The 13,298-nt window shown below is 37.2% G+C and carries 10 protein-coding genes, 1 pseudogene and 1 riboswitch; of the genes and pseudogenes, 5 read left to right on the forward strand and 6 right to left on the reverse strand.

Features of this window, described 5'->3' with window-relative positions; translation table 11 throughout:
* The first annotated feature begins 77 nt into the window (after positions 1–77).
* Complete coding sequence (bsh, locus tag IGJ99_RS07390) at positions 78–1,052, forward strand: choloylglycine hydrolase (RefSeq protein ID WP_023519707.1); 975 nt, start codon at positions 78–80, stop codon at positions 1,050–1,052.
* A 71-nt stretch (positions 1,053–1,123) separates the two neighbouring features.
* Here the strand turns inward: bsh and IGJ99_RS07395 are convergent, their stop codons facing one another.
* Positions 1,124–2,557: an LPXTG cell wall anchor domain-containing protein gene (locus IGJ99_RS07395; protein ID WP_438770721.1), complete on the reverse strand. Its 1,434-nt coding sequence runs from the start codon at positions 2,555–2,557 to the stop codon at positions 1,124–1,126.
* Positions 2,558–2,686: 129 nt separating this feature from the next.
* Between IGJ99_RS07395 and IGJ99_RS07400 the strand changes: the two genes are divergently transcribed.
* The 4 genes from IGJ99_RS07400 (at position 2,687) to IGJ99_RS07415 (ending at position 6,635) form a co-directional block, all read left to right on the forward strand.
* Positions 2,687–4,219 carry a helix-turn-helix domain-containing protein gene (locus IGJ99_RS07400; RefSeq protein ID WP_438748067.1) on the forward strand — a complete coding sequence of 511 codons (1,533 nt, stop codon included), beginning with the start codon at positions 2,687–2,689 and terminating at the stop codon, positions 4,217–4,219.
* A gap of 141 nt (positions 4,220–4,360) precedes the next feature.
* Positions 4,361–4,711 carry a DUF2200 domain-containing protein gene (locus IGJ99_RS07405; RefSeq protein WP_010735401.1) on the forward strand — a complete coding sequence of 117 codons (351 nt, stop codon included), beginning with the start codon at positions 4,361–4,363 and terminating at the stop codon, positions 4,709–4,711.
* 69 nt (positions 4,712–4,780) lie between these two features.
* A complete protein-coding gene (locus IGJ99_RS07410; RefSeq protein WP_010735400.1) occupies positions 4,781–5,308 on the forward strand; it encodes a DUF308 domain-containing protein in 528 nt (175 codons plus the stop codon).
* A 175-nt stretch (positions 5,309–5,483) separates the two neighbouring features.
* On the forward strand, positions 5,484–6,635 hold the full coding sequence (locus IGJ99_RS07415) for a cation:proton antiporter (RefSeq protein WP_010735399.1): 1,152 nt from the start codon (positions 5,484–5,486) through the stop codon (positions 6,633–6,635).
* A 68-nt stretch (positions 6,636–6,703) separates the two neighbouring features.
* Here IGJ99_RS07415 and IGJ99_RS07420 read toward each other — a convergent pair whose 3' ends face one another.
* The 5 genes and pseudogenes from IGJ99_RS07420 to IGJ99_RS07440 all read right to left on the reverse strand — a co-directional run bounded on the left by IGJ99_RS07420 (position 6,704) and on the right by IGJ99_RS07440 (position 12,926).
* Positions 6,704–6,862, reverse strand: coding sequence for a hypothetical protein (locus IGJ99_RS07420; RefSeq protein WP_023519711.1), 159 nt, complete (start codon positions 6,860–6,862; stop codon positions 6,704–6,706).
* Between the two features lie 228 nt (positions 6,863–7,090).
* Positions 7,091–9,124: a penicillin-binding protein PBP4(5) gene (gene pbp4 / locus IGJ99_RS07425; RefSeq protein WP_438770722.1), complete on the reverse strand. Its 2,034-nt coding sequence runs from the start codon at positions 9,122–9,124 to the stop codon at positions 7,091–7,093.
* Positions 9,125–9,299: 175 nt separating this feature from the next.
* A complete protein-coding gene (locus tag IGJ99_RS07430; protein ID WP_077151305.1) occupies positions 9,300–10,181 on the reverse strand; it encodes an LCP family protein in 882 nt (293 codons plus the stop codon).
* Between the two features lie 319 nt (positions 10,182–10,500).
* A riboswitch (M-box (ykoK) riboswitch) is annotated at positions 10,501–10,667 on the reverse strand.
* Between the two features lie 163 nt (positions 10,668–10,830).
* Positions 10,831–11,445, reverse strand: a complete 615-nt coding sequence (locus IGJ99_RS07435) for a flavin reductase family protein (protein WP_010735396.1) — start codon at positions 11,443–11,445, stop codon at positions 10,831–10,833.
* Positions 11,446–11,594: 149 nt separating this feature from the next.
* Positions 11,595–12,926 (reverse strand): annotated as a pseudogene (locus IGJ99_RS07440) (lytic polysaccharide monooxygenase).
* Positions 12,927–13,298: the final 372 nt, after the last annotated feature.

Below are 13,298 nucleotides of genomic sequence, written 5' to 3' on the forward strand. Positions count from 1 at the left end.
TAAGAAAAGAGGATCATTTTATTAGTAATTTTTCCTTTATCGTCTTAATATAGAATTAAACAAAGGAGGTTATTATAATGTGTACATCTATTACTTACACAACAAACGATCATTATTTTGGACGGAATTTGGATTTAGAGATTTCTTATAATGAACAGGTGACGATCACTCCAAGAAATTTTCCTTTTGTTTATCGGAAAGCACCAAAACAAGAGTCTCACTATGCGATCATCGGTATGGCAGCAGTTGTAGATAACTACCCCCTCTATTATGATGCAACAAATGAAAAAGGTTTGAGTATGGCTGGTTTAAATTTCCCTGGAAATGCCCATTTTTTTGACGAAGATGCCGAAAAGACCAATATCACACCATTTGAATTTATTCCTTGGATATTGAGTCAATGTAAAAACGTGGAAGAAGCTCGTACGTTATTAGCGGATATCAATTTAGTCAACATCAATTTCAGTGAAGAACTACCGTTATCTCCTCTTCATTGGATATTAGCAGATCAAAAAACATCGATTGTTATTGAATCAGTTGCCGAAGGATTAAAAATTTATGATAATCCAATCGGTGTACTAACAAATAATCCAACCTTTGACTATCAATTATTTAATTTGAACAACTATCGGTCAGTCTCACCGACTACCCTTAAAAACCATTTCTCCGATGAACTTGATTTATCGGTCTATTCTCGCGGTATGGGCGGATTAGGTTTACCTGGAGATTTATCATCTGCTTCTCGTTTTGTCAAAGTTGCATTTACAAAATTAAATTCTGTCAAAGCAACGACTGAACAGGAAAGCGTTAGTCAATTCTTCCATATCCTAAAATCGGTCGAACAACAAAAAGGACTATGTGACGTTGGGAATGGTAAATTTGAGTATACGATCTATTCTTCTTGTTGCAATGTGGATAAAGGAATCTATTACTACACGACTTACACAAATAGCCAAATTAATGCAGTCGATATGACGAAAGAAGATTTAGATAGTACAGAATTACTTACCTATCCATTGATTGAAGAAGAACAAGTTCACTATGTTAACTGATTATTAATCATTTTCTACGCAAAAATGCCTTGAAACATTCCGTTTCAAGGCGTTTTTACCTATTACAATCATTAGTTGATTTTTCTAAAAGTAACCATACTCATTCCTGTGATCAGCAGACCAAACATCCATGTAAAGAAGCGATTGTCCTCTCCTGTTTTAGGTAATTGCTTCGTTGCTTCCTCTGTGGCTGTTGCAGAGTTCTTATCATTAGCTGCTTGATTTGAAGAGTGAACTATTTTTGTCATTGGCAGAATTTCTTTCGCAATTTCAGACGATTGTTTATTTACCAGTACATCTGTCGTATCAATATGTGGAATTGATTGTTTTCGAATTTGAGACAATGGTTTTACTTGCTCAGGTATTGTGATCGTTGGATTGCTGCCTTCAGGGTGGATTTGTGGTTTAATCACTTCTTCACCACCATGTCCACCATTTCCATTTTCCTCGTTATCCCCTTCATAGTTTCCATTGTTCCCCTCTGGTTTATCCGGTTTTGCATCTGGATTCTCATCTGGATTATCCGGTGTCTCGTCTGGATTTTCATCGGGATTATCCGGTGTCTCATCTGGGTTCTCGTCCGGATTATCTGGTGTCACATCGGGATTCTCATCTGGATTATCCGGTGTCTCGTCTGGATTTTCATCTGGATTATCCGGTGTCTCATCTGGGTTCTCGTCCGGATTATCTGGTGTCACATCGGGATTTTCATCTGGATTATCCGGTGTCACATCGGGATTTTCATCCGGATTATCCGGTGTCTCGTCTGGATTTTCATCTGGATTATCTGGTGTCACATCGGGATTTTCATCCGGATTATCCGGTGTCTCATCTGGGTTCTCGTCCGGATTATCTGGTGTCACATCGGGATTTTCATCCGGATTATCTGGTGTCATATCGGGATTTTTATCCGGATTATCCGGTGTCTCGTCTGGATTTTCATCTGGATTATCCGGTTTAGGATTAGGATCTGGATTAGGATCTGGATTAGGATCTGGCTCAGTCAAGCCCCCTGTTCCTCCAGCTTTTTGTTCAACTGTTTGACGTTGACTATATGGTGTCAAATGATGACTGTCCTCAGGTTGACCATCTGCTACTTTTACGGTAAATAAAGCAGGTCTATTGATTGGTTGTGTCAGTGTAATATTAAACGTAAAAGTTGCTAGTTTGTTGTGGAATACAAGTGAAGCTGGATCGTGTTCGATCTTCAACGCTGGATCAACGTTTTCAAATTGGACAACAGACTGTAAAATCGGTTGAATATCCCCTGAATAAGTCACCAGTGCCTTCACCGTGATCGTCTCTCCTAGTTTAAGTCTCATAATACCAGAGTTTGCTGAAACATGCTCTTCTAAAAATTTGATTTGATTCACATTTGCCCAGACGGAATGAGAAGCTAGTTGAGCGACATCATTGCTAGGTTGTTCATCTGTCTGTGCAGCTTCGACTGATACAGAAACACTACTCAGTAAAACTGAAGCAAAGAGAAGACTTAAATATTTCATGAGAATTCCTCCTATTTAATATCATTATCATGTTAAACATAAGATAATATAGATTGAGACGGAAGATTTACTGTTTTTTTGTTGAAAATAAAGAAATTTTCAGTAAAATTTTCAACCGGAGGAATTTCAATGCAAACACAAGAAGCAATCAAAAAGTTTTTATTAAAGAAGAAAAATGTAACAAAGCTTGAGATTTTTCTTTTTTTAACAGAGCATCAGTTCTTTATCACCACGCACTATCTAGCCGACCATTTTAAGATGTCTGATTCAAATTTTCTTTTATATCTTCATGAAATCGAACAGGACTTCCATGCTTTGGGCATAAATAATCTGGAAGTAGTGAAAAACAAAAAGTTTGTCAAAATTTCTTTGAACGATGCTGACCTTGCGAAGTGTTATTACGAATTATTTGGTAAATATTGTTTTGAATCAACTAATTTTCAAATCATCGCTGCCTTACTTCGACAAAAAGTCAACTCAATGGTCACGATCAGCCAAATGACAAATTACAGCCCTTCATATCTCTATTCTAAAATGAAAGCAATCAACCAATTTTTAGCTCTATATGGAATCTCCTTCAAGTTTTCAAGTAAAGGAAAAAAAATAATCACTGGTAGTGAAGTTCAAATCCAATATTGTTTTCTAGATGTTTATTGGACGATTTTTGCTAATACGTCCCTTCCCTATCACAAGGAAGAGCCAAAAAAAATCGATTACACTCTTCATGTCTTCTTCAAGAAAGAGTTATTGGATGGGATGAATGGTGGCGTCTTGGATAAGTTGTATCTTCTTTTAAAACTTTGCCAGGATAATTTTCCCATGACTTCTTTAGAAAATGTTCAAAAAGAATTAAGTCAGTTTAAGTATATTGATCTTCTAATTGAACCTGATGTGGATATTTTAAATCCTGATTTACCGATTTGTCGGGAACAACGAATCATACTCAATTTATTAGCACGCCTAACGATTTCTCAATTGGATAGTGAAGAACAAAGTTTGACGCACTATCAAAGACTGTTAGCGATCGATTTTCCTTATTTGATTTATTCCAAGAACTTAGTCGAAACATTCAGTCAGCATTTCGCTTTAGAGCTACCTGAAAAACAAAAAAAGTTATATGCACTGTCCTTTACGATCAATAAACTTCACAATACCTTTTTGGATAGCGAACAGCCGAATACACCTTTACCAACTTTTTTGCTTTATAGGGATCAGAAAAACTATGAACACTTAAGAACCGTGGTCGCTGAATTTTATGAGAACTTCCGGCAAGAAAATTGGCATTACTTACCAGATTTTCTAGAAAAAGAAAATATTTCATGGGTAGTCGAAGAATTACTACATTTCTACGACCGATTCAAAAAGCAACCGCCAATCATTATCGGTGTGAATCACACGAAAGACTTTTATATCAGCAAAGATTTAATTGTTAAAATTGAACAAATCTTTTCAAAAGAAGCGATCGTCATCCAACGTTACTATATGGAGCGTTGCGATATCGTCATTAGTGATTGTCCACTAAACCAGCTACCCGAGCGTATCAAAAAGATTTATTTGTTAAACGGCATCGTTCGCCCAGATGATTGGAAAAAGATGATTGCTCAATTAGCTACCTATATTTTTGAGATTAAACAAGAACGTGACTACGCTGATTTTGATTGATCATCACAGAAACAATTAGCTCAGTATCCTGTAGCGTTCTTACTATCTATCCCCCTGTTCACTGAACTTTCATGAGACTTGACACTATAGCTATTCTTTTCGAACAGTTCATTATATAATAATGGAAAAAGGAGCTTCTTTATGACTGAACATCGAATTTTTACTATGCCCTTTTCTTCTGTCTATCCTCTTTATCTAAAAAAAGCAGAACGAAAAAATCGTACAAAAGAGGAAGTTGACCAAATCGTTTATTGGTTGACCGGCTATAAACAAGCTGAATTAGAGGAACAGATCAAACTGGAAAAGGACTTCAAAACTTTCTTTGCTGAGGCACCGAGATTGAATCCTGACCGTAAATTGATCACTGGCGTCATTTGTGGTGTTAGAGTAGAAAATATTGAAGAGCCATTGATGCAAGAAATTCGTTATTTGGATAAGTTGATCGATGAGTTAGCTAAAGGAAAGAAAATAGAAAAAATTCTAAGAAAATAATGGAATCACTAGTTTTTAGTTGGTTTAAACAACAATAACCGTTAAAATAAAAAAAAGGAGGTTATAATAATGTATGAACTTATTCGAAGTAATTTTCAAAGATATGCTATTTTACGAGCAGCTATTTATATCATTGCTGGTATCGCCATAGTCATCAATCCAACTGCCGTATTTAATTTTGTCGGCTATCTTATCACTGCTTATTTTGTTTTATTAGGTCTGATCAATTTATTTGAAGCCTATAACAACAAGCAAAAAACGGGTGCTTGGGGATTTGGTCTTTTCAGCGCAATTGCTTTTCTGATTTTCGGACTGATCGTGTTCTTATTTGCATCAGCAATCGTTTCGATCTTGCCAATTCTTTTAGGCTTGATGATTTTAGCAAATGGCGCATTTCAATTGTTCATCAGTTTGAATACAAAATCAAAAGGATGGTCATTATACAGCGTGATTTTACTGATTGGCGGATTGATTTTACTATTTAATCCATTCCAAAGCTTGATGGTACTTTTCCAAATCTTTGGCGGTATCTTGATCTTTATGGGGATTTCTGAAATCATCAACTACTTTAAAGTAAGAAATATGTATGTCAATTGATTAGTTATTTTAATTCGAGGTTGGGCTTAATTGCCTAGCCTTTTTTGTCCTGCGCTTTCATATATCCATACAATGGACGATACTATATAAATAACGTTATTTATGTTATCCTGTTTAGTAGGTCATTTGACACGAATAAAATAAATTCTTTTTTGAGAAAGGAAGGATGAAAAGAATGGAATTTATAGGTATTCTCTGTTTGATCTTGTTAGCGACAACCATTGGCTCTCACCTTTCACGGAGGTTTGGTGTACCTGCGGTGATCGGTCAACTACTCGTTGGCGTCTTGCTTGGTGGTGCGGGTCTGGGATGGGTGCATCCAAATATTCTCGTCCACGATTTTTCAGAAATAGGTGTCATTTTATTGATGTTTTTAGCTGGACTGGAAAGCGATCTTTCTCTTTTGAAAAAATACTTTCGACCAGGAATGTTCGTTGCTTTATTAGGGATCATACTCCCCGTATTATTTGGTTGGTTGACGGGTGAAATTTTCCAAGTCACAAGGAATGAAGCTATCTTCTTTGGAATCATCCTCGCAGCAACTTCTGTTAGTATCTCTGTTGAGGTATTGAAAGAACTTCATGTAGTCAACACAAAAGAAGGTTCGACTATCTTAGGTGCTTCAGTAGTTGATGACATTCTTGTCGTGTTGGTGTTAAGTTTCAGCTTATCATTTTTGACAGGAGAATCTGGTAGCAGCCTCCCTTTACCGCTTCTTTTATTGGAGCAAGTGATTTACTTTATTTTTATATTTTTATTAGTCAAATGGATTGCCCCATTTTTGATGTCACTAGCTGGAAAAATCTATGCCAACTCTGCGATTATCATTGTTTCCTTGGTTTTATGTCTAGGTATGTCCTACATCGCTGATTTGATCGGACTAAGTTCAGTTATTGGTGCATTTTTTGCAGGAATCGCGGTGAGTCAAACATCGGTCAAAGAAGAAGTGTATCATAATGTCGAGGCATTAGGTTATGCCGTATTTATTCCAGTCTTTTTTGTCAGTGTTGGACTAGAAGTCGATTTCTCTAACTTTGGAGAACAATTGATTTTTATCTTGATCCTAACAACTGTTGCAGTCTTGACTAAACTTGGTGGTGGTTATCTAGGGGCGAAAGTAGCCGGTTTCTCAACGAATAGTGCCTTTATGGTAGGAGCTGGCATGATCTCACGTGGTGAAATGGCACTGATCATCTTGCAAATTGGACAACAAAGCCAATTGATTGAAGCAAAATATTATTCTCCACTTGTGATCGTAATCTTATTAAGTACTTTGATCTCTCCATTGATTCTTAAATACTTTACTAGAAAAGTGTATCATGGGTGATTCGTTCTCAGATAAATAGAGCCTTTCTACTAGATTTCTCGAATCTAATAGAAAGGCTCTATTTTTGATCAAATAATATGCTCTTTGCTATCGTTCCATAACTCTTCTGGCGAGTAATAATCATTTTCATTCAGAACAAGAGTGCCATCTGGTTGAATTTCGATGGTCGATCCTACCCAGGTTGTTTGTGAAGCCAATAAACTATTCTTTCTCTTGCCATTTTTCATCGAAAAAGCTTCTGCATGTTCTTTGGCTAAATGTGATTTTAAATATCTTGTTTCCTCATTATCAAATTAGATCTTCAACATGCTTGCTGCCATCTCCGCTTTTACTGCTCTTGGGACATCAGTCATCTTATCTCCTCCTCTTGTTATTTACACTCGTTTCTATAGACTAGTGGATCACTAGAAAAGGAAAATAGCCAATGGTTTTGTATCCGATTTCACACTCTATGTTTATTGGTAAGTTTGGTTCAAATACTGCAATAAAGCAGGCGCTCGATTAGTAGCAGAATCGCCTTCTTCTCTGTTTTCTAACATGCTGATCACCAAGTAGCCATTTGTTTCAGGATTGATCGCATAAAGGAAACTGTTTTCTTGTCCTTTTTCATCCTGCTTTTCTTTGATTTCAGCTGTGCCAGTTTTTGCTGCAAGCGGAATGCCAAGAGCAGCTAAAGAATGTGCAGTTCCGTTAGGATCTTGCACAACGTCGACTAAATCTGGCAAAATCGTTTGGACACTTGATTCACTGATCACATTTTTCTTATCTTTTGTTTCCTGATCCATAACTAATCGTGGATAAACTAAACTGCCATTATTTGCAAAAACACTATACATCGCAGCTTGTTGGATCGGATTGATCAATAATTGTCCTTGCCCATAGCCTGTATCTGCCAACAAAATCTCCGAATTGAATGAGTCTTCATTTGAGATCTGCGCAGGATTCATTTGGATCGGTAAATCAAGATCTTCACCAAAAATAAATTGATTCAGTCCTTTTCTAAAGGCTTCTTCCCCCATTTTCAATGTTTCTTGTGCCATATAGATATTATCAGAATAAACTAAAGCATTTTTCAAGTTGACTTGTGGTACATCACTGACACGTGTCACTTGGTAAGAACCCCAAGAGCTATCTTTTTGCCACTTCAATCCATTGATCGTTAAGACTTCATCTGGATTCAATGTTTCATTATCTAAGCCGATGGCTGCCGTGATCATTTTGAATGTTGAACCCGGCGCATAACCTGTCGCAAAACGACTGATAAATGGACGATTTGGGTCTTCTTCATATACTTTGTAATCATCTTGGGAAATACCGTTCGTCATTTTATTTGGGTCATAACTAGGTGAACTGACAAGGGCCAACAAATCTCCAGTTTTAGGGGCTGTCGCCACAGTAGAACCTGGTTTTCCATCTAAGCTATCGAATGCCGTTTTTTGCGCATTAGCATCGATCGTCAACTGGATATCCTGTCCATTTTTTACTTCATGTTGGAGTAAGACCGCTTTTTCTTTTCCTTCTTCATCTGTGACACTTAATTTCCCGCCGTTCGTACCTCTTAATTCTTTGTCGTAAGCCATTTCTAAGCCTGAACGCCCGATTTTTCCTGTGCTACTCAACTCAGGATTTTTCTCAATGTCTTCTGCGGTGATATCTCCTACATAGCCAATCAATTGGGCAGCGGCTTCCCCTAGTGGATAATAACGACCGTCAACTTCTTGGATCGTTGCTCCATTGGGAAGTTCTGGTGTTTCCCCATCAATGATTTTTAAAGGAACAAAGTAATCCGGTTGGACCCAACCTTGAGAAATCGCTTGTTCTATACTGGCTTCCGTCAAATCGAATGCTTCAGCGATTGCTTTGATATTCGCTGATTTTTCCTCACCCTCACCTAATTTCGCAGGTACGACACCTAATTGTTTTAATTTCCCAGTTATCGCTAACGGCTGTTTATTACGGTCCAAGATTTCGCCACGCGACGCTACATCTGTACTCAAGCTGACTTTATCTTGTCCTTCCATTTGCGGAAAAATCAAATTAGGTTGCCAATTGATTTTGGTTTGGTCTCCCTCTTTGGACAAGGTTCCTTCATATGCTAAGTCTTTCAATTCACCTAGCGTCGTATTCATTTTAGCTTTATACGTAAACTCATACGTATCATTCTCTTTTTTTGTCACGGATAAGTCTGAGAGTTTGATCCCTCTGATCTCTGCTGCACCGTAAATGTTTTGATATTTTTCCAAAATATCTTGTTCAGTAAGATCACTATCTTTCTCTACTTGAAGTGATTTTACCGCTTCTTCATAATTTTCCTGATTCAGGGAGTCAATAAATCCTTCAATCGTTTGTTCTCCAGCTTTTACTGCTTGTTGTTCCTGAACGTGTTGATAATAAAAGAAGCCACCACCAGCTGCTGCAAGCAAGACGACGATTCCCGCTCCGATATAGATGCCGGTCGATTTTTTCTTTTGTCTGCCACTCCTCTTCATGTTTTGAATACCTCTCTTTATTAAAAGTACGAATCAAAGATATTCTAACACATAGAAGAGGAAATAGAACAGCAGCCCAAATGATTCTTAACCAGTACTGTTCTTATGTTAACTTTTTTTTAATCAAAATAAACCAGTTCGTTTTAGGAACTGGTTTATCAATATGGTTATATGGTTATTTGTCCAAAAACTCGTGTATCGCTTGCTGATTTTTAGTCAAGTCGATTTCCAAGACACTACCAGCTGGTGTATTATCATTGAAGTCCCAACTTTTATCAACGGGCACGGACAATGTATCGATTTTCTTCTCGTCATCTAGGAAATCTAACCCACAATCTAACAGTACACTTTCCGGTAGATTGGTTTGGATACTACCTAAAAGTTTGCCGATCGCCTTGGGTAATTTGATGATCGATGTGACATCTTTCAATTGACTGGCTACCGCCTCAACGACTTGTTGTTGTCTACGGATCCGTCCAAAATCACCTTCTTCGTCTTCACGAAAACGAGCATATTGCAGCAAGGTATTTCCGTCCATTGTTTGCTTTCCTTTTTTGATAGCTACCCCATCTAAATCCAAATCTTTTTCTGCATCGATCGTGACGCCATCTGGAAACAATTCATCGATACAATCAATAAAATCTTGAAACGTAATACTTGCATAGTAAGGGGTCTCTAATTTGAAATTATCTTGTAAGGTTTGGTTTAATAAGTCGATACCTCCATATGAATAGGCGGCATTGATCTTATTCATTCCATAACCAGGAATAGAGACGTAAGAATCTCTCATGATAGAAATCAATTTGGCTTGTTTGGTCTTTTGATCATATTGGGCGACCATCAAAGAATCCGAACGACCATTTTCTTCTTTTGATCGTGCATCAGAACCAATCAATGCTACATTGATGATCGATGGGACATCTTGTGCATTGACTTTCTCAACTGTTGCAGATTGTTTCACTGAGGAGAACCCTTGGATAAATTCAAAAGAAAAAAAGCCAATGACCATTGCAAGTACTAACAAGATACTTAATATGATTTTCTGAAATGGTTTCATTCAGTTGCCTCTTCCTTTCAAACTCTTCTACTTGAAACGAGGACCTTTGTCTATTATGATGAATCAAGTGAAGAGTTTATTCTCTTACATGTCTTTGGGTCGATTGAGCTGCAACTCGTCGACCTTTTTTGTTTGTCTCTCTGTTTTATTTCGTTCGGTATTCTTTGGAGTGAGACGAATACCTTTATTGATAAAATCAAATAGCTTGTTCCAGCGCATCCCCTTTCTTGTCCAGACACAAGTTAGGCAAAGCGAGCAAAAAAGGAAAAGAAAGCATAAGAAAAGGTCAGAAACCTTTTCGAACAAGATTTCTGACCTAGCATCATCTCATCGTCCGAGTTTTAGCACTATACAACGTAAAGAACGTATTCTTAGCTATTGGAAAAAGCCTTAATCCGACAATTCCTGTTTGACCCATTGGCGTCTTTCGACGTTTCTGGGCAATAGCCTATGTTTGTATAGGAGCCTCACCTAACAAGGTTAGTACTTATTTGATTTTCACAAAATTTATCATATTCCTCTTCCCATTGATAATCAATAAAAAAAAGAATAAAATAACTAAATTAAACTTTATTTAATAAATGTAGAGCTAACGTTTGATTCTTAAATCATTTTTACACTAGAAAAAACTGCGTTATCAGCCCGATATTTATTCCGGACGTAACAAGCGAATGATCTCACCTAATTTACCGTAGTCGTTTCCTGCTAAGCGGCTGATTGGTTGTAACTGTTTCGGATCGATATAGCCTGTTTGTTCATCATAAACAGCTTCACTTATTTGATAAGTAGAAATTTGCAGTAAAAATAAATCAGCGGTTGTTTCTTGGCCTTTTTTGATCGGCACATGTTGGTATAGTGTCGTTTCAAAGGCAATACTTGCTTCATTGATTCTTGGGACGCTGATCGTATCGGATTCGGAAGTAGTGAAAGAGGTCAACGACAATTCACTTTCTTCGCTTGATAAGCTAGCAGCTGTCTGATTCGCATCTACAAGTATTCTTTCGTCAAGAACATGGATCACCGCTTCTTTTGTATCGATAAGATGCTTTGCTGTATCTTTCCACTCCCCATTTTTTCTTTGGATAGCTAAAGAAAGTATCGGCGGATTGGAACTGACGATATTGAAGTAACTAAATGGTGCTACATTGGTCACTCCTTTTGAAGACCTTGTCGCAACCACTGCCACTGGGCGAGGGATAACTGAGCCAATCAACAGTTTATAATTTTCTCTTTCTGTTAACTCTGAAGGTACTCGTTTGAACATTTGCTTTCCTACTTTCTGGTTGAATGATCATTCCTGATGATAGTCATGGTATCGGACAATCTCCTTCATTGTCAACTAAACGTTCTTATTGCAACCTTTATTCACAAAAAAACACCCAGCGCAGTTTCATGCGCTGAGTGTCAAATTGATTATTTCAATCGGAATAATGTTGGTGCTTGGTCAGGTGCCCAAGTAACATCACCAAAGTTGAAATGTGGAACAATAGTTATGTAGACTCTTCCATTGTGTCTTACTTCTTCATTCATAGAATAACGTTCTGGTGAAGCCATTGAACCTACTTTCCATTCACGGATTCCTTCGATTGTTTCATCTTGTTTCGTTGTCACTGATAAAGTGTTACTTGCATCTGAAACTTCGTCTGTTGTACTGATTGCACGTACCACGTATGAGTATGTTGTGCCAGAAGCCAAGTTTTCATCTGTGTAGCTAGTAGATGGCGTTGAAGCCACTAACTGACCATTGCGATAGATATCATATTGTTTGATACCTTGTGTATGGGTTGAAGCTCCCCACATCAATGACACACTTGAAGTCGTTTCGCCCATTGAATGTAAGTTTTTAGGAGCAGTTGGTTTTTCTTCAGCAGTTGTCGCTCTAGTTGTCACTGAAATCGCTGTTTTGTCAGATGTCAATCCAGTTTGGCTAACTGCTTCGATCTCATAGTTGTATGTTGTTTCTTCATTTAGTCCTGCATCTTTAAATTCTGGATCATTTGTATTATCAACTAATTCACCGTCACGGTAAACGTTGTATGATACAGTATTGGCTTGGCCATTCCATGCTAATTCTACAGAAGAAGCAGTCACATTTGCAGCACGTACATTTTGTGGTGCTTGTGGTTTCACAGGAATAGCTGAATCACCTTTCACATCAACATCAATCACGTTGTAGAATGCATTAGCTGTATCCGCTACATCCCAAACAGCTAAAATCACATGGTAACCTAAACGATCACTTGGTACGCTGATTGCGTGTGATGTCGTTGTTGCTGGTGTGCCATTATGGTTGATCGTACCAATCAATTCAAAATCAGAACGTTCTAATTTATCGTTTGGATTCCAATCTGCTTTTGTCATGTAATAATGCCATTTTGTTGTTGCATGTCCAACAGTATAGCGTCATGTAAATAAGTTTGCTCCTTGATCGATCGATTGTTTTGTCCAAAGTGATGAAGTTTGTTGATCAAGATTGAAATCACCAAGTGAACCACCTGCTGATGCAATTTGTCCATCAGCTGGTCCAGCTTGTGGGTATCCTTTTAAGGCTTCTAAAGATTGAGATTCGTTGATAACCGCTCCATATTTTTGGAAAGCAGCATTCCAGTTTGTGTCTCTGTCTAAATGTCCTTGGTACCCACGACTGATAGGAGACTGTACATATCCGTGTGCAGATGCTTCATTCCCACCAATTGCTAGACTTGCTCCAAATAAAATACTTGAGCATAAAATGGTTCCTAAAATTTATTTTTTCATGTTTCCCTCCGTAATTAACGATTAATATAGATAACTTCAACTTTTTTCAAAAATTTCATATTATGTATTTGTTTTTGTTATCTTAAACTAAGAATAACAGACAAATATGTTTAAATCTAACCAGTTATTACCGCAAGCAAGGTAATAATAAATTACAAAAAAATGTTGAATCACCGTACAAAACGTTCCTTAAACAAGATTTTATGGATGTATTTTAGTATTGGAATAATTGAAAAAAATATTGATCGTCTATATTCTTGATTTTTTATTATAAATCAGCAAATTTTCAACTATTAAAATTTCGTTATTTCTTATTTATGAAAAAAACTATAACTCTAACTATAATAACTACTAACCCCT

This window comes from Enterococcus sp. AZ095b, from assembly GCF_051714725.1.
Taxonomy (GTDB): Bacteria; Bacillota; Bacilli; order Lactobacillales; family Enterococcaceae; genus Enterococcus_B; species Enterococcus_B pernyi.